A 16,744-nucleotide genomic window follows, 5' to 3' on the forward strand; every position below is an offset into this window, starting at 1 on the left:
CGCCGCCTCAACACTCCAGCTTTGGGAGAGCGCTCTCCCACAGGTTTCCCAAGGCTCTCCCCACGCTTCAGGTACGGCCGCGCGGTCCGTTCCGCGCGGCCCGGTTCCGTACCCAGACCCCCACCTCCGTCAAGGAGCCCGCATGTCACGGAGATCGAAGACCCTGTCGAGCGCGCTGATCGCGTCCGCCCTGCTGCTGACCCCGATCGGGCTCAGCAAGGTCGCCGGATCGAGCGACACCCCGGCCGCCGCTCCCCCGGCGGCCCTCGGCCACACCGGCCACGTCATGGCGCAGTCGACGCTCGCCTCGCCCGAGGACCCCGACGGCGACGGCTACATCCCGGCCGTGCCCCAGGTCACCGGCGTCACCCCGTCGGCGAAGACTCCGCCGCCGGCCTACTTCCACGAGTTCCAGGCCAACTGTTCGGTCACCCACACCAGGCCGGACGACCCGATCGTCTATCCGCAGCAGCCCGGCAAGTCGCACGACCACACCTTCATGGGGAACACCACCACCGACGCCAACAGCACCACTGCGTCGCTGAGTTCGGGCGGCACCACCTGCAAGGCGCCCGGTGACCTGTCCGGTTACTGGATGCCGACCCTCTACAAGGGCAGCACCCCGGTCCTCCCGGTGGGGCCGCAGGTCATCTACTACAAGGCCGGCGTCACGGACTACACCAGCGTGCGCCCCTTCCCGAAGGGACTGCGGTTCGTCGTCGGCAGCCCCACACAGACCGCCGACGAGTTCCGCAACCACAAGGGCTTCGTCGAGGGCTGGGAGTGCGGTGACAGCTACTTCAACACCGAGTTCCCGGCGAGCTGCCCCGACCGTGCCGACGTGCAGCTCAACATCCGCTTCCAGGCGCCCAGTTGCTGGGACGGCAAGTACCTGGACACCCCCGACCACAAGAGCCACATGGCCTATCCCGTGGTGAAGCCGGGGACCAACGACAACATCTGCCCCACCGACCACCCGGTGGCGCTGCCGATGATCGAGTTCAAGATGGCGTTCCCCGTCAACGGCGACATGTCGCAGGTGCGGCTGGCCAGCGGGGCCGGCCACAGCTTCCACTACGACTTCTTCAACGCCTGGGACGACGCGACGCTCAAGGCGCTCGTCGACCACTGCGTCGTCGGCGGCCTCCAGTGCGACGCGCGGGGCTACGACGAGACCCACCCCGCGGCGGGCGCGGCACTGAACGCTGACTACCGGCTGCCGTAGACCCCCCTCTCCAACTCCCCTGCACGGCATCAACGTTCGGCGCTCCCCGCACCCGCATCCCGCACCCGTACCCCCACCGGAGGCAACCTCGCCATGACCTCACCACCCCGCACCGGAGCGCGCCGCCTCGCCGCGCCGCTCGTCGCCGGCGCCCTGGCCGTCGGCGCCCTCACCGCCCTCCCCGCCACGCAGGCCCACGCGGCCGGCAGCGTCGTCAAGGTGACCGGCGGCCAGGGCAACTGGCAACTGACCGTCAACGGCGCCCCCTACCAGGTCAAGGGACTGACCTGGGGGCCCTCCGTCGCCGACGCGGAGAAGTACATGCCCGACCTGGCGTCCATGGGCGTCAACACCATCCGGACCTGGGGCACCGACGCCTCCAGCAAGCCGCTGTTCGACTCGGCGGCGGCCCACGGCATCAAGGTGGTCGCCGGGTTCTGGCTCCAGCCCGGTGGCGGCCCCGGCAGTGGCGGCTGCGTCAACTACCTCACCGACACCGCCTACAAGAACCAGGTGCTGACCGAGTTCCCGCAGTGGGTGCAGACCTACAAGGACAACCCCGGCGTGCTGATGTGGGACGTCGGCAACGAGTCCGTGCTCGGCCTCCAGAACTGCTACAGCGGCGACGAGTTGGAGCGGCAGCGCGACGCGTACACCACCCTCGTCAACGACATCACCAAGAAGATCCACGCCGTGGACCCCAACCACCCGGTCACCTCGACGGACGCCTGGGTCGGCGCCTGGACGTACTTCAAGAAGAACGCCCCGGACCTCGACCTGTACGCCGTCAACTCCTACAACGCGGTCTGCGACATCAAGTCCGCCTGGCAGCAGGGTGGTTACACCAAGCCGTACATCGTCACCGAGAGCGGCCCCGCCGGTGAGTGGGAGGTGCCCGACGACGCCAACGGAGTGCCGCAGGAACCGACCGACCGGGCCAAGGCGGACGGCTACACCCGGGCCTGGAACTGCGTCACCGGGCACAAGGGCGTCGCGCTCGGGGCCACGCTGTTCCACTACGGCACCGAGTACGACTTCGGCGGCATCTGGTTCAACCTGCTGCCGGCGGGCCAGAAGCGGCTGTCCTACTACGCGGTGAAGCGGGCCTACGGGGCGGACACCTCGCACGACAACACCCCGCCCGTCATCACCTCCCTCACGGCCGAGGGCGGCGCGGGAGCCGTGCAGGCGGGCAAGCCCCTCACCCTCGACGTCGCGGCCACCGATCCCAACGGCGACCCGCTGTCGTACGAGGTCCTCGACAACAGCATGTACCTGGACCAGAGCAAGCAGTTGAACCCCCTCGCCTTCACGAACCTCGGCGGCGGACGGCTCCAGGTCACCGCGCCCGACCGGCCCGGCGTCTGGAAGATGTACGTCAAGGTCACCGACGGCCACGGCAACGTCGGAGTGGAGACCCTCTCCGCCAAGGTGGTGCCGCCGGTGATCAACGGCACGAACCTGGCCCGCGGCAAGCCCGCCACCGCCTCGTCGTACCAGGCGAGTTACGGGGACTGCCCCTGCACGGCGGCCAACGCGGTCGACGGGAACCAGACCACTCGCTGGGCCAGCGACTGGAGCGACCCGCAGTGGCTCCGGGTGGACCTCGGCGCCACCACCACCGTCCGTCACGTGCAGTTGCTGTGGGAGGCGTCGTACGCGAAGGCGTACACCGTGCAGACCTCCGACGACGGACAGACGTGGCGGACGCTGAGCACGGTGACGAACGGCGACGGCGGCGTGGACGACCTCGACGTCAACGGGAGCGGTCGCTACATCCGCGTCAACGGCACGGCACGCGGCACCGGTTACGGCTACTCGCTGTACGAGTTCGGCGTCTACGGCTGACCCGACGGCGCCGGCACACAAGGGAAAGAGGGGGCGGGGACGATCGACGAGGACGAACTCGACAGGCTGCTCGACAAGTTGAGCCTGCGCGCGCGGGTGCGGCTGCTGACCGGTGCCACCACGTGGCGCACGGCGGCCGAACCCGCGGCAGGGCTCAGGGAGTTGGTTCTGTCGGACGGCCCCGCCGGGGTACGCGGCGAGACGTGGGACGAGCGCAGCACCTCGGTGCTGCTGCCCTCGGCCTCCGCGCTCGCCGCCACCTGGGACGAGGACCTCGTCGCGGGACTCGGCGGCGTCCTCGCCTCCGAGGCGCGGCGCAAGGGCGTGGACGTGGTCCTCGCGCCCAACCTCGACCTGCACCGCGACCCGCTGGGCGGCCGGCACTTCGAGTGCTTCTCGGAGGACCCGGAGCTGACCGGCCGCACGGGGGCGGCGCTGATCCGCGGCATCCAGGCGCACGGTGTCGCCGCCGCGGCGAAGCACTACGTGGCGAACAGCACCGAGACGGACCGGCTCAACGCCGATGTCCGCGTGGACGAAAGGGCGTTGCACGAGGTCGGTCTCGCCCCGTTCGAGGCGGCGGTGGCCGCGGGCGTCCGGCTGGTGATGGCCGGCTACCACCGGCTGAACGGCACCACGATGACCGCGCACGACGTACTGCGGGACCCGCTGAAGGAGCGGTGGGGGTTCGACGGGGTGGTCGTCTCCGACTGGGGCGCCGTGCGCGACACGGCGGACAGCGCGCGTTCCGGTCTCGACCTGCTGATGCCGGGGCCGTCCGACGAGTGGGGCGACAAGCTCGTCCGGGCGGTGGAGTCGGGGGACGTCGACGAGTCCGTGATCGAGGACAAGGTACGCAGGCTGCTGCGGCTGGCCGCCCGCTGCGGCGCGCTCGGGCCGCCGGAGCCGCGCGCACGCCCGTTCCTCGGCTCGTCGCGGACCCGGGCGCTGGCCCGGCGCGCCGTGGCGGCGGGCGCGGTGCTGCTGGCCAACCGGGGTGTCCTGCCCCTGGCCGCCGCGGACCTCGGCACCGTCGCCGTGGTCGGTGCCCTCGCCGCGCGCCCCCGCACCCAGGGCGGCGGGAGCGCCGGTGTGTTCCCGCCGGCCGAGGTGTCGGTCCTCGACGGGCTCAGGGCGGGCCTGCGCGGGCGGGCCCGCGTCGTCCACGTGCCGGGCCCGGCGCCGGACGGTCCGCCGCCACCCCTGGACACCGTCCTCGGCAGCGACCCCCGCAGCGGCGAGCCGGGCGTGCTGCTGCGCGTTCTCGATGCGGAAGGAGCCGAGCTGCACGCCGAACGACGCTTGAGCGCGCGGCAGTTGGAGCCTCCTCTGCCGCCCGGCGCGCACACCGTGGAGATCAGTGCCCGGCTGCGCCCGCAGGTGTCCGGCGACTGGCGTCTCGCACTCGCCGGGTTCGGCCGGATGAGCCTGTGCCTCGACGGGGACCCGCTGCTCGACGGGACGTTTCCCGCCGCCACCGCCGATCCCGCCGTGATCCATGTGAACCCGCCCGCCCAGGAGGTCACGGCGCGGCTGCGCGCCGGTTCCTCGCCACTGCTGGTGGCCCGCCGGGAGCTCGCGCCGGACACCGGCCGGGCCACGGTGGTCGGGGCGGCGCCCCCCGGGCCGCGCCGCGACGAGGCGCGGGCCGCGGCGGAGCGGGCGGCACGGTCGGCGGACGCGGTCGTCGTGGTCGTCGGCACCGGGGAGCAGGACGAGGCCGAGGGGCACGACCGCACCCGGCTCGACCTCGGCGAGGCGCAGGACGCGCTGGTCCGCACGGTGGCCCGCGCCAACCCGCGCACGGTGGTCGTGGTCAACAGCGGAGGTCCCGTCGAGCTGCCCTGGCGCGACGAGGTCGGCGCGCTGCTGCTGGCCTGGTTCCCCGGGCAGGAGGCGGGCGGCGGCGTGGCCGACGTCCTCCTCGGCCGTGCGGAACCCGGCGGACGGCTTCCCACCACCTGGCCCGTCGCACTCGCCGACGCGCCCGTCGCCCGCGCCCGGCCGGACGCCGCCGGGCAGGTCGTGCACGACGAGGGTCTGCACGTGGGGCACCGCGGCTGGCTGCGCGCCGGGCGCACTCCCGCGTACTGGTTCGGTCACGGACTCGGTTACACCACCTGGGAGTTCGAGGAGGCGCGGGTGCCGGCGGCGACGGCCGCGGGGCAGGACTTCACCGTCCACGTCCGGGTGCGCAACACGGGGACGCGGGCGGGACGGGAGGTCGTCCAGGTGTACCTGTCCCGGCCCGGCGCGGCCGTCGAGTACCCGCTGCGGTGGCTCGCCGGGTGGTCCGCCGTGCGCGCCGAACCCGGTGCGACGGCCGTCGTGGCGGTGCGCGTGCCGGGGCGTGCCCTGCGGCACTGGGACGTCGCGGCGGGCGGCTGGCGCACCGAGCCGGGACCCTGCCGGGTGCTCGTCGGCCGCTCGGCCGGTGATCTGCCCCTGAGCTGCGGGACGATGGTGCGCGGCCCCGAGTGAGGGTGTCGCCCCGCGGGTGCGCCGGAGCGGTCTGTCCGGCGCACCCGCGGGGCGGTTAGGGTGCGGGCATGACCACCAGACGGGTCCCGACGCTGGAGGACGTGGCGCGCGAGGCGGGTGTGTCCCGGGCCACCGTGTCCCGGGTCGTCAACGGCGTGCGCAACGTCGACCCGGCGATCCAGGAGATCGTGCGCCGGGCGATCGAGCGCACCGGTTACGCGCCCAACCGGGCCGCCCGCGCTCTGGTCACGCGGCGGGCGGAGACCGTGGCGCTGGTGATGTCGGGTGCGGGCGACGCCTCGGACGAGGACCAGGTCGGCTTCGCCGCCCGGGTGTTCGCGGACCCGTTCTTCGGCCGGGTCGTCGCGGGCACCGTGGGCCATCTGCGGCCGCGCTCGATCCATCCGGTGCTGATGTTCGCCGAGAGCGCCGACGCCCGCGAGGAGGTGCTCGCCTACCTCCGGCTGGGGCGTGCCGACGGGGCGCTCGTGGTCTCCAGCCACGCCGACGACCCGCTGCCGGCCCTGCTCGCGGAGGCCGGTCTGCCCGCCGTGCTGTTCGCCCGTCCCGCCCGTCCGGTGCCGCTCAGCCATGTGGACCTGGACCACCGCGAGGGGGGACGGCTGGCCGGCGAGCACCTGCTGGCGCGCGGCTGCCGCCGACCCGCGACGATCGCGGGCCCCCTGGCGGTGGCGGCGGGCCGCGAACGACTGGCCGGGTTCCGTGCCGCGACGGCGCTGGGCGGCCGTCCCGGGGTGCCGGTGGTGGAGGGCGGTTTCACCCTGCCGAGCGGAGCCGAGGCGATGGCCGCGCTGCTGGCCGCGCATCCCGACGTGGACGGGGTGTTCGCCGCCAACGACCTGATGGCGCAAGGCGCTTGCCAGGTGCTGCGCGAGTCGGGCCGGCGGGTGCCCGAGGACGTGGCCGTCGTCGGCTTCGACGACTCGACCGTCGCCGTGACGTGCCGCCCGCAGCTCACCACGGTCCGTCAGCCGGTGGAGGACATGGCCGGCGAGATGGCCCGTCTCCTCGACGAGCACATCCATGGCACACGCACCGAGCCGGCCTCCGTGGTGTTCACCCCGAGGCTGGTGGTGCGGGAATCCGCGTGAGGCCGGTTCCGGAGGAAGAGTTCGACTTCCGTCATGTCCCGACTTCCGGTGACGCAGTCCGACACATCTGAGGCGCGAGGGTGACCGCGGCGTTTCACTCCGCCATCTTCTGTGATTTGGGTCACAGTGACCGCGGAGGTCTACTCCACTCCCGGCCGCTCCCCCGGCGGGTCAACCGCGCGTATCAACGCCCTTACTCCCGGCTCGAACACGCGTGTCCAGCCAGAACGCGTTTCCCCCACGGGAATTGCTCCCCGGGCCGCCCCGCGGCGCCGAAGCGCACACGCGGCCGACGGTCCTCGGGCCCGAGGACGGGGCACCTCCCGGGTTATTGACCTGGGTCTTCCGGCTCGGTTTCATACGACCCTCACGTCTGCGAAGTGGCCCGCCGCCCCTCGCGCATCCGCACCCCCGCCCGGCACACCCGTGCCGCGCCCCAGCGACCTCACCACCGCCACAAGGCGTGCTTTCGCGCGCCGTTGGGGCAGTCACGCCATGCACCACCCGGAAAGGAAACACCGGTGTCCCAGCTCGTCAGCACGGTCCCACTTCCGAGCAGAGCCGCTGGATTCCGGTGGGAGAGATGAGCCGGCACGGGGGCAAGCCGGTACGCATCCGCCCGACCGTGGGCCGGGGGCGCAGCATCCGCTTCTCTCTCGTCGCCCTCGCGCTGATCCCGGCGGTCGCGCTGGTCGCGCTGTGGGGCAGTGGATCGGCGGTGCTGTTCAGCCAGTGGCGCTCGGCGGCCGACGTCGGCGAGTCGGCGAAGACCACCTACGCCCTCATGCCGGGCGTCACCGCGTTCCAGCAGGAACGGCGGCTGACGATGGCGTATCTCGCGTCCCACGGCAGCAGGACCGCCCTGGACGCCCAGCGCGAGCAGACCGACGCCGTGATAGCCGGGTTCCGCCGGGCGGACGCCGCTTCCTCGCACGCCGGCTCGGCGCAGTACAAGAGCCAACTGGCCGTCGTCCGCCGGGAACTCGGCGACCTGGCGGACGAACGCACGGCGGTCGACGACCGCAAGGCCACCGGCCGGCAGATCCTGACCGTGTACTCCAGCCTGATCGCCTCGTCCCTGAACCTCTTCGGGCTGCTGAGCACCGACGACGGCAGCGGCTCGACCGCGGCCGAGGCGGCGCACGCGCTCGCCTTCATGCGCGCCGCGGAAGCGCTGGCCCAGGAGGAGGCGATCCTCAACAGCGCCCACGCGGGCGGCACGTTGGCCTCGCAGGAGCGGCAGGTCCTGGCGGCGGCCTCGGCCGTGCGCGAGCACCTGCTCGTCAACGAGGTCGCCCCCTATCTTCCCGCGCGGCTGAAGCAGTCGCTGGACAAGATCGTCGTGGGCCCCGACTGGGCGGCCCTGACCTCCTTCGAGGCGGCGATTCCGGCACGGACGAGCATGGACAACTCGGATGTCAGGATCCCGAGGGTGACCAAGGCGCAGGCGGCGGCGCCGAGTCGCGTGGCGGCCCAGGTGCAGGGCGTGGAGGGACCGTACCTGGCGAAGGTCCAGGCGAACGGCACGAGCCGCAACCACGACCTGCTGGTCCGGGCACTGACCGGAAGTGCCGTGGCCCTGCTGGCGATCGCCGTCGTCGGCCTCATGTCGTGGCGGATCACCCGGTCGCTCATCGGCCGGATGACCAGCCTGCGCGAGGAGACCCTGGATCTCGCCCACCACCGGCTGCCCGACCTGATCGGCCGGCTGCGCACCGAGGGCACCCGCGCGGAGGCGGACGCCATCGCCGACCTCGACTTCGGCAAGGACGAGCTGGGCAAGGTCGCCGAGGCGTTCAACAGCGCCCAACGGACGGCCGTGGAGGCCGCGTTGGAGCAGGCGTCGCTGCGCGAGGGCGCACGGCAGATGTTCCTCAACATGTCCCGCCGCACGCAGATCCTGGTGCACCGCCAGCTCACCGTGATCGACGCGATGGAGCGCAAGGAACAGGACCCCGAACTCCTCGGCGATCTCTACCGGGTCGACCACCTCGCCACCCGGCTGCGCCGCAACGCCGAGAGCCTCACGGTGCTTTCGGGCTCCTCCCCGCGGCGACGCTGGAAGCAGGCGGTGCCGCTCGCGGACGTGGTGCGCAGCGCCGTGTCGGAGGTCGAGGGGTACGCCCGCGTCATCGTCGAGCCGATGCCGCCGATCGCCGTGAACGGCCCCGCCGTCGGCGACACGATCCACCTCCTCGCCGAGCTGATCGAGAACGGCGTGACGTTCTCCCCGCCGCACACCGAGGTGCGCGTGCGCGCGCTGCCGGTCGCCCAGGGGTACGCCGTCGAGGTGGAGGACAGGGGGCTCGGCCTCTCCCCCGAGGAGTACGTCTCCGCCAACGAACTGCTGCACCACCCGCAGGCGTTCGACTTCACCACACTCGGTGAGGACCCCCGGCTGGGCCTCTTCACCGTGGGACACCTCGCCGCGCGCCACCACATCACGGCGAGCCTCCAGGCATCCTCCTACGGCGGGACGCTCGCGGTGGTCGTCGTACCGGCCTCCGTCACCCAGCCCGTGGCCACTCCCGCTCCCGCGGTGCCGGACGACCGCCCGGACCGGCACCTGGCGTCGGTCACCGCTCCGGAGCGGGAGGACGTGACGGCGGGCGGCATGCCCGTGCGTACGCGCACGGTTCCCCGCTCCCCGGCCGCCCCCGCACCGGCGCTGCCGCCCGGCCACGACCAGGAGCTCGGCGCGGTACCGCCCGCGGACGGCCGGGGACACGTCGCCCCGTCTGCCGCGGACGACCACGGGCACAGTCAGGCCCCTTCGGCCCTCTCCGGTCCGGAGGCGGACCAACACCCGTACGGTTCGGGCCAGTTGCCGCAACGTGTGCGACAGGCCAATCTGGCACCGCAGTTGGTGGAGCGACACCGGGCCCCCGAGGACGGCGACACCGGCGAACCGCGGGACGACGAGCGCCGGCCCGAGCAGGCGCGGTCGATGCTCGCCGCGCTGCGGGACGGCACCCGCCGGGCCCGCGCCCAGGAAGAGGTGCCCGCCCCGGTCTGGCCCGACAACCTGCCCCAGCGGCGTTCGCTGCCCACCCGTCCCGGCTCGACAAGGAACGACTCATGACTACGACCGACACCACGCACGACGGACTGGCCTGGCTGCTGGACAACCTGATCGAGCGGATCCCGGAGATCCGGCACGCGATCGTCCTGTCGGAGGACGGCCTGCTGGTCAGCGCCTCCGAGGGGCTGGCCCGCGCCGACGCCGAGCAGCTCGCGGCCATCTCCTCGGGCGTCCACTCGCTGGCCCAGGGCACCAGCCGGCACTTCGGCGGCGGCCGGGTGCAGCAGTCCGTGATCGAGATGGACGACCTGTTCCTCTTCGTGACCACCGCGGGCGGCGGGGCGCGTCTCGCGGTGCTCGCCACGTCCGCGGTCGACGTCGGCAACGTCGGCTACGAGATGACGATGCTGGTGCGGCAGGTGGGGCAGTTCCTCAGCGCCGCCCCGCGGTTCGACGACAACGGCGACGCACCACGCGCGGGTGAGCATGGATGAGGCACTGGTCCGAGGAAGACCCGTGGGAGGACGACCCAGGTCCGCTCGTCAGGCCTTACACGGTGACCGGCGGGCGGACGCCGTCCGCCCGGTCGGGCATCGAACTGATCTCGTTGATCAGTACCGTGCGGTCCCCGGCCCGTGACCTCCGGCTCCAGCCGGAACAGCACCAGTTGCTCGCCCTGTGCCGCACCCCGGTGGCGCTGGTGGAGGTCGCCGCGCGGCTGAACCAGCCCGTCGCCGTGGTCCGCGTGCTCCTCGGCGACCTTCTGGAGAACGAACTCGTCTCCGTGTCCTCGCCCTCCGCCGTCGGTGCTCCCGACGCCCGCTTCCTCCAGGCAGTGATTGATGGTATTCGCAGACTCTGACTCCGATCCCACCGCGATCTCGCCCAACGCGGCCACTGCCAAGATCCTGGTGGCCGGTGGTTTCGGCGTCGGCAAGACCACCCTGGTCGGCACGATCAGCGAGACGGTGCCGTTGCGGACCGAGGAGCTGATCACGCAGGCCAGCGCCGGTGTCGACAGCCTGACCGGCGTGGAGCAGAAGACGGCGACCACGGTCGCCATGGACTTCGGCCGCATCACGATCAGCCAGGCGCTGGTGGTCTACCTGTTCGGCGCGCCCGGCCAGGACCGCTTCTGGTTCATGTGGGACGACCTGTCGCGGGGCGCGCTCGGTGCCGTGGTGCTGGCGGACACGCGCCGGCTCGACAGCTGCTTCCCCTCGGTCGACTTCTTCGAGCACCGCGGCATCCCGTTCGCGGTGGGGGTGAACTGCTTCCACGGGCGGTGCGACGAGTCCCCCGAGGAGATCCGGGCGGCACTGGACCTGTCGCCCGAGGTACCGCTCGTGCTGTGCGACGCCCGGGACCGGCAGTCGGTCAAGAAGGTGCTGCTGGCCCTGCTCGAACACGTCATGAACGGCCTGGCGGCCGAGACGTCGGCGGACCGGCAGCCGGTGTGACGGCGCCGGGGACGCGCGGGCCCGTTGCCGGTCGGACCGTCCGGCCCGCGTAGGCCCTCGCCACCTCGACGAGCCACACGGTCTCGTCCTCCAGTGTGCGCACCAGGAGTTCGGCGTCGGGTCCCGCGCCGGGTCCCGCGTCCGTCGTGGCGGGGCGGGCGGGACCGGGGCGCACGTCGTCACGGCGGTTCTCCAGGGCCGCGGCGATGGCGGCGGCCTCCCTGGCGGCCGGGGTCGCCCCGATGACCGCGATTCCGGCCCCGTGCCCGGACGGCGCCGACGGCATGTACGGGCGCAGGGCGAGGTAGGCGTCACGGATTTCGATCACCCGGCGGTACAGCGCGTACGAGGCACGCCAGGGGCCCAGCCCGTGGGCGCCGGCGGGCGTCATGTCCAGTGCTATGCCCGGGAGTTCGCGGTGCAGCGCGCCCCAGAGGGGTTCGAGGGCCCGGTACGCGCGGCGGGCCCCGAGCCAGCGCCGGGGGGCGGCCAGCGCGCGGGGCCAGAACGCCGCCGACGCCCCGCTCGCGGCGAGGACGGCGACCGTGACCCCGAGCAGTGTCGACACCAGGTCCTCGCCCAGGCCCACCCGTCCGCGTCGCAGCACCTCGATCGCGTCGGCCAGGGCCCAGGACGTCCAGGCGGTCCCGACGGCGGCCGCGGCCGTGAGCAGCAGCAGGCCGGTGCGGAGGGCACCGGGCGGGCTGGCGCGCCGGTGCCCGGCCAGTACGGGGACGAGACCGGCCGCGCACCAGGCGCCGTACATCGCGAACAGCGCGCCGTACACCGCGAAGAAGCCCTCGCGCCCGGGGCGTACGACGAGGCTGTCGGTGGTGACGGTGACGTGCGCGAGGACGAAGCAGAGGGCGGAGGCGGCCTGGACCGCGACGCCGAGGAGCAGGGGCGCGTGGCGGGCGGCGGCGCGGCGGCCGAGGGCGTCGGCGATGAGGGCGACACAGGTGAGGGCCGCCAGTTTGAGGCCGTGGACCACCACGATCAGAAGGGCCGCGCCGCCCGGTGCGAGGAGCATCCCGGGGGTGTTCAGGACGAGGGAGAAGCCCAGGCAGAGGGCGAAGACGTACATGCACCGCTGGACGCGTCCCGTGCGGGCGACGGCGAGCCGGTGGGCGGCGAAGAGGAGGAGGATGCCGGCCGCTGTGAACACCGCCGCGTCGATCATCGGCCGGGGTCCCTCCGGTCGCGGGCGGAGGGTAACTCCGGTGCGGGGCGGCCGTGTTGCTCGGGCAGCGGTAAGCCGGTCCGGTCCGGTGCGGAGCCCGGTCCCGGTGCCGGCGAGTCCTGCCGGTCGGGTGCCGGTGCGGTGTGCGGGTTCTCCGGCGCGCGGCCGGGGAGGCGGCCGGGGAGTCCGAACAGCGGGGCTATCGCGTCCTGTTCGGTGTCCGGACATCGCTCCGCGGTGTGGGCGCCGGCCCGCGCGAGGATCAGGGAGGCGACCAACTCGGCCTCGGCCTCCTGGGGTTCGCTGTACGTCGTGCGGCCGAGCACACGTCTGACGAGTTCGGGCGAGAGGCTGGGCATGAGGGCGCGGTCGGCCGTCCCGAGGGCCGCCGACTCGTCGTGGCCGCAGAGCAGGTGGGCCGCCTCGTGCAGCAGGATGTGCTGCTGGTGGAAGTACGTGGTGTCGGCGGTGTAGAGGACGTAGTGGCAGGCGTCCGTCGTCAGCAGGAGTCCGCAGGGCAGGTCGGGCCGGGCGCGGACGGGGACGAGCCGGACCGGCCGGCCGCGGGACTCGGCGACGGAGTCGAGGAACGCGGCCGCCTCGAACGGTTCGGGCAGGCGCAGTCCGCCCACGAGGCGGCGGCACCGGCGCCACAGGCGGCGCCGTTCCCTGCCGCCGGGCATGCCGTCAGGTGCCACGGTGCGCGGACCCTCCGCCCTGCTCCCGGCGGGCGATGACGTCGATCATGTCGCTGATGGTGTCCACGGCCTGCGGGGAGAGGTTCACCGCGCGCAGTGCCATGCTGCGGACCCCGGCGTCGCGCAGGGCACCGAGGAGTTCGAGTTCCTCGGCGACGGCGGCCCCCTGGGCGTCGTCGAAGAAGTAGGTCACCGGCACCTGGAAGAAGGCGGCGAGCGCCTCCAGGTGGCGCTTGGTGGGGTTGTCGCGGCGGCCGGTGCGCAGCTGCCAGAGGTAGGTCGCCGAGAAGCTCTCCCCGGTCGCCTCGCGGCACGCCCTGGCGACGTCCTCGTGGCTGTACTGCTCCCGGTTCGGGCGGCGGACCAGCCGGAAGAGCGCGTCGATCTTCTCGGCCAGCGTCTGCGCCGGGGCGCCGTCGGTCTGGGTCACCTCTCCACCTCCGCCCGGTCGTTCAGAGCCCCCAGAGGGCACCGGACGATTCATCCTAGCTGACAGCGGCAGGGCGGGCGGAGCGCATGCCGAAGGACGCGGTCACCGTCGCGGCGCCGCGTCCCCCGGCCGTGGTGGGCCGGTCAGTGACCGAGGTCCGGCGGGGCCGCCCACGTGGTGTTGGAGTCGCAGAAGATCACGCTGAGCGAGCTGTCGCTCGTGGTGATCGTCGGCGGCAGCAAGGCCTGTTCCTCGGTGGGGGACAACGTCTGGAGCATCAGGACTCGGGACACGGGTTCCTCCTGCTGGGTTGCCGGGACGGCGTGAGCGTACATGAACGGTCTCAGCAATGTCATTCATTTCAGTTGACGTACGGCACGATCCTCGGCCATCGTGAACCGCGTCGCGGCGCCTCCGGAACCCTTCCGGCACCGCCCGTCATTCACGTCAGCTGATCCCTGCCCGTCCAGGAAGAAGAGGGCGCCATGCGGACCCCCCACACCTTCACGGTCGCCGACCCCGACTTCTACGAACCCCTGGAGACCGCCCCCACCACCGGTGAACTGCGGCCCTCCCGGATCCCCGGGGGCTGGCACGGCACCCGCTCGGGCGTGTGGACCATGTGGCGGCGCCCCGGTCTCGACGTCGCCCCGGCCGGCTGGAAGGTCCACGTGTCCGCGCGGCCCGGCCGTCTTGAGCACGTGCTCGACACGGTCGCCGACGTCTGCACCGCGCAGGACGTGTCGTTCAAACACCTCGCCACCCGCCTGTTCTACGGCTGGACGCATCACAAGCACGCGGCCCGGCCGCAGGGCGGCAAGTTCTGCGCCGCCTACCCGCCCACCGTCGACGCCGCCCGCGCCCTCATGGAGGCGCTGACTGCCGAACTCGCCGACGAAGAAGGCCCGTTCGTACTCAGCGACCGGCGCTTCGGCGACTCGCGCACCGTCCACTACCGGTACGGCTCCTTCGTGCGCCGCCAACGACCGCTGGCCGACGGGACGCCGGTCCTGCTGGTCCCCGACGGTCACGGCAACCTCGTCGAGGACCGGCGCGACGTCTCCTTCCGGCTGCCGCCGGGCATCACCGACCCGTTCGTCCGCGAGACGCCCGCCGCCGACGGCGACGCGAGCTTCGGCGGCCACACCTTCGAGGCCGCGCTGCGGCACAGCAACGGCGGGGGCGCCTACCGGGGCCGCAGCGACACCACCGGCCGCAAGGTGTTCATCAAGGAGGCCAGGGCGCACACCGGCATCGGTGCGGGCGGCGCCGACGCGCAGAGCAGACTGCGCGCCGAGTGGGACACCCTGCGCGCCCTGCACGAGACGGCACCGGGGCTGGCGCCCGAGCCGCTGGCGTACTTCACCGAGTGGGAACACGACTTCCTGGTGACGGAGTTCGTCGAGGGCGAATCCCTCAACGCGTGGGTGGTCGGCCACAACCCGCTCGTACGGCGCGGTGCGGAGGCCGCGGACTTCCACCGCTACTGGGAGCGCTGCGAGTCGCTCCTGGCACGCGTCGAGGAAGCCATGGACCGGCTGCACGCGGCGGGTTACTGCTTCGTCGACGTCAGCCCCGGCAACCTGCTGGTCGCGGACGACGACACCGTGCGGCTGATCGACTTCGAGTCGGCCCACCGCGAGGGCACCGCGTTCGTGCCGTCGGGCACCACCGGCTACACGCCGCCCCCCGGCCTCGCGGGCGACGATCCGTACGTCCACGACTCCTACGGCGTCGGCGCCCTCGCGCTGCTGCTGCTGGCCCCGCTGCACCAGGTCGTCGAACGGGCCCCGGGCGCCCTCGCGTACGTACGGGACTCCCTGCGCCGGCGCGGTGCCGAGATCCCGGACGGGCTGTGGAGGCGCGTCACCGCCTACCACCCGGTGCCCGCCCCCGACGCCGACGACGACCCCGCGTTCGGCGGACTCCCCTCGCCGCGCCAGGTCGCCGCGGATCCCCCGGGGAGTCTCGCCCGGCTGCGGGAGAGCGTCGCCGACGCACTGGTGGCGCTGGCCGAACCCGGCCATCCGCGCCGCGTCTTCCCGACCGTCCCGCAGGGCCACCTGACCAACACCCTGTGCGTCGCCTACGGAACCGCCGGCGTCGTGCACGCCCTGCGGCGGGCGGGACGGCCGCTCCCCGACGGCGTCCTGGAGCGGCTGCGCGCCGATGCCGTCGCCGAGGCCGAAACCCTGGTCCCCGGGCTCCAGTTCGGGCTGGCGGGCATCGCCGTGGTGCTGGCCGACTGCGGCCTGGCGCAGGAGGCCGCCGACCTGCTCGACATCGCCGACCGGCATCCGCTGACCGGGTCGGACGCCACGCTCGCGGGCGGCGGCGCCGGGGTCGCCCTCGCCCGCCTCGCGCTCTACGGGCACACCGGCGAGGCCGTCCACCTGGACCGGGCGCACCGGCTGATGCGCGGTCTCGACCGCGAACCGGCCTCCCTGACCGGCATGCTGGGCGCGGACGACGCGTGCGGGCTGTGGCACGGCAGGACCGGCGTGGCGCTGGCGTTCCAGCAACTGGCCTCCGTCAGCGGGGACAAGGACTTCCTCACCCCCGGACTGCGGCTGCTGCACGCCGAGTTGGACCGCGCCGCCGATCCGGACGCCGACCAGCTCCAGTTCCCGGTCTCCCGCACCGACGTGCGCCGCATGCCTTACTTGTACAGCGGTTCCGCCGGTGTGCTGCACGCCGCGGCACGGTACGCCCGCGACACCGAGGACGAGCGGGTCACCACGGCGGTGCCCAAACTGGTGCGCGCGCTGAGCACCGACTACACCGGAATGAGCGGGCTCGGCCAGGGGCTCTCCGGGCTCGTGCTCGCGCTGTCCGACCACGCCGAGGTCGCCGGAGCACCGGACAGCCGGCGCCTCGCCCTCACCGCCGCCCGCGGCCTGTTCGCCCATGTCGTCCCGCACCCCACGGGGACCCGTGTGCTGGGCGACCAGACCCTGCGCTTCAGCGCCGACCTGTGGAGCGGCTCCGCGGGTGTCCTCCTGGCGCTCGCCGAGGTCCTCGACCCGGCGCCCGACCCGCTGTTCACCGTGGACCGGGTGGCCTCCTCGCGGAGCTGACACACCCCGTCCCGGCCCCCCGAACCCCCGGGCGCCACAAGGGCGTCCGGGTCGCGCACAACGTCGAACAAGGAGATCACCATGCAGCAGGTCCTCGACCTTCAGGAACTGGAGACCGAGCACGTGACCGACGAGGACGGCGTCGTCATCGCCAGCGACTTCAGCACCTTCGCCTGTGACAGCAACGTCAGCGTCGTCGTCTGCTGACACC

14 protein-coding genes are annotated in these 16,744 nt (G+C 73.1%); 10 read left to right on the forward strand and 4 right to left on the reverse strand.

The features are described from left to right. The first annotated feature begins 142 nt into the window (after nt 1-142). The 8 genes from ACFZA0_RS07370 to ACFZA0_RS07405 all read left to right on the forward strand — a co-directional run bounded on the left by ACFZA0_RS07370 (nt 143) and on the right by ACFZA0_RS07405 (nt 11,148). Nucleotides 143-1,225 (forward strand): DUF1996 domain-containing protein, encoded by a 1,083-nt coding sequence (locus ACFZA0_RS07370; protein WP_391012786.1) that lies wholly within the window; start codon nt 143-145, stop codon nt 1,223-1,225. Between the two features lie 93 nt (nt 1,226-1,318). Beyond that, nucleotides 1,319-3,073 carry a discoidin domain-containing protein gene (locus ACFZA0_RS07375; RefSeq protein WP_391012789.1) on the forward strand — a complete coding sequence of 585 codons (1,755 nt, stop codon included), beginning with the start codon at nt 1,319-1,321 and terminating at the stop codon, nt 3,071-3,073. A gap of 42 nt (nt 3,074-3,115) precedes the next feature. Beyond that, entirely contained in the window at nt 3,116-5,554 is a 2,439-nt protein-coding gene (locus ACFZA0_RS07380) for a glycoside hydrolase family 3 C-terminal domain-containing protein (protein ID WP_391013539.1), read from the forward strand. A gap of 68 nt (nt 5,555-5,622) precedes the next feature. Continuing rightward, a complete protein-coding gene (locus ACFZA0_RS07385) occupies nt 5,623-6,666 on the forward strand; it encodes a substrate-binding domain-containing protein (protein WP_391012791.1) in 1,044 nt (347 codons plus the stop codon). Between the two features lie 583 nt (nt 6,667-7,249). Further along, nucleotides 7,250-9,748 (forward strand): nitrate- and nitrite sensing domain-containing protein, encoded by a 2,499-nt coding sequence (locus ACFZA0_RS07390; RefSeq protein WP_391012794.1) that lies wholly within the window; start codon nt 7,250-7,252, stop codon nt 9,746-9,748. Continuing rightward, the gene (locus tag ACFZA0_RS07395; RefSeq protein ID WP_391012797.1) at nt 9,745-10,182 is read left to right on the forward strand and encodes a roadblock/LC7 domain-containing protein; all 438 of its coding nucleotides are present in this window, start codon (nt 9,745-9,747) and stop codon (nt 10,180-10,182) included. Before ACFZA0_RS07390 ends, ACFZA0_RS07395 begins: the two co-directional genes overlap by 4 nt. Beyond that, nucleotides 10,179-10,550, forward strand: a complete 372-nt coding sequence (locus tag ACFZA0_RS07400) for a DUF742 domain-containing protein (protein ID WP_391012799.1) — start codon at nt 10,179-10,181, stop codon at nt 10,548-10,550. The genes ACFZA0_RS07395 and ACFZA0_RS07400 overlap by 4 nt, the downstream gene beginning before the upstream one ends. Continuing rightward, the gene (locus ACFZA0_RS07405) at nt 10,531-11,148 is read left to right on the forward strand and encodes an ATP/GTP-binding protein (protein ID WP_391012802.1); all 618 of its coding nucleotides are present in this window, start codon (nt 10,531-10,533) and stop codon (nt 11,146-11,148) included. Before ACFZA0_RS07400 ends, ACFZA0_RS07405 begins: the two co-directional genes overlap by 20 nt. Here the strand turns inward: ACFZA0_RS07405 and ACFZA0_RS07410 are convergent. From ACFZA0_RS07410 to ACFZA0_RS07425, 4 genes are all read right to left on the reverse strand, one after another. Then, complete coding sequence (locus tag ACFZA0_RS07410; RefSeq protein ID WP_391012804.1) at nt 11,099-12,328, reverse strand: MAB_1171c family putative transporter; 1,230 nt, start codon at nt 12,326-12,328, stop codon at nt 11,099-11,101. The genes ACFZA0_RS07405 and ACFZA0_RS07410 overlap by 50 nt on opposite strands. Beyond that, complete coding sequence (locus ACFZA0_RS07415) at nt 12,325-13,026, reverse strand: ParH-like protein (protein WP_391012807.1); 702 nt, start codon at nt 13,024-13,026, stop codon at nt 12,325-12,327. The genes ACFZA0_RS07410 and ACFZA0_RS07415 overlap by 4 nt, the downstream gene beginning before the upstream one ends. Continuing rightward, a complete protein-coding gene (locus tag ACFZA0_RS07420; RefSeq protein WP_391012809.1) occupies nt 13,016-13,456 on the reverse strand; it encodes an XRE family transcriptional regulator in 441 nt (146 codons plus the stop codon). Before ACFZA0_RS07420 ends, ACFZA0_RS07415 begins: the two co-directional genes overlap by 11 nt. A 143-nt stretch (nt 13,457-13,599) precedes the next feature. Further along, the gene (locus ACFZA0_RS07425; RefSeq protein ID WP_391012811.1) at nt 13,600-13,749 is read right to left on the reverse strand and encodes a hypothetical protein; all 150 of its coding nucleotides are present in this window, start codon (nt 13,747-13,749) and stop codon (nt 13,600-13,602) included. A 192-nt stretch (nt 13,750-13,941) separates the two neighbouring features. Here ACFZA0_RS07425 and lanKC point away from each other — a divergent pair, with 192 nt between their 5' ends. Beyond that, entirely contained in the window at nt 13,942-16,533 is a 2,592-nt protein-coding gene (gene lanKC / locus ACFZA0_RS07430; protein ID WP_391012814.1) for a class III lanthionine synthetase LanKC, read from the forward strand. An 81-nt stretch (nt 16,534-16,614) separates the two neighbouring features. After that, nucleotides 16,615-16,740: a SapB/AmfS family lanthipeptide gene (locus ACFZA0_RS07435; protein ID WP_391012817.1), complete on the forward strand. Its 126-nt coding sequence runs from the start codon at nt 16,615-16,617 to the stop codon at nt 16,738-16,740. Nucleotides 16,741-16,744 lie beyond the last annotated feature (4 nt).

Origin of the sequence: Streptomyces sp. NPDC008150, assembly GCF_042956945.1 — a bacterium.
Lineage (GTDB): Bacteria > Actinomycetota > Actinomycetes > Streptomycetales > Streptomycetaceae > Streptomyces.

What these genes read in the sequence shown, in the direction of transcription:
- ACFZA0_RS07370 (WP_391012786.1), top strand. Translation starts at nt 143, where the DNA reads ATGTCACGGAGATCGAAGACCCTGTCGAGCGCGCTGATCGCGTCCGCC.
- ACFZA0_RS07375 (WP_391012789.1), top strand. Translation starts at nt 1,319, where the DNA reads ATGACCTCACCACCCCGCACCGGAGCGCGCCGCCTCGCCGCGCCGCTC.
- ACFZA0_RS07385 (WP_391012791.1), top strand. Translation starts at nt 5,623, where the DNA reads ATGACCACCAGACGGGTCCCGACGCTGGAGGACGTGGCGCGCGAGGCG.
- ACFZA0_RS07390 (WP_391012794.1), top strand. Translation starts at nt 7,250, where the DNA reads ATGAGCCGGCACGGGGGCAAGCCGGTACGCATCCGCCCGACCGTGGGC.
- ACFZA0_RS07395 (WP_391012797.1), top strand. Translation starts at nt 9,745, where the DNA reads ATGACTACGACCGACACCACGCACGACGGACTGGCCTGGCTGCTGGAC.
- ACFZA0_RS07400 (WP_391012799.1), top strand. Translation starts at nt 10,179, where the DNA reads ATGAGGCACTGGTCCGAGGAAGACCCGTGGGAGGACGACCCAGGTCCG.
- ACFZA0_RS07405 (WP_391012802.1), top strand. Translation starts at nt 10,531, where the DNA reads ATGGTATTCGCAGACTCTGACTCCGATCCCACCGCGATCTCGCCCAAC.
- ACFZA0_RS07410 (WP_391012804.1), bottom strand. Translation starts at nt 12,328, where the DNA reads ATGATCGACGCGGCGGTGTTCACAGCGGCCGGCATCCTCCTCCTCTTC.
- lanKC (WP_391012814.1), top strand. Translation starts at nt 13,942, where the DNA reads ATGCGGACCCCCCACACCTTCACGGTCGCCGACCCCGACTTCTACGAA.
- ACFZA0_RS07435 (WP_391012817.1), top strand. Translation starts at nt 16,615, where the DNA reads ATGCAGCAGGTCCTCGACCTTCAGGAACTGGAGACCGAGCACGTGACC.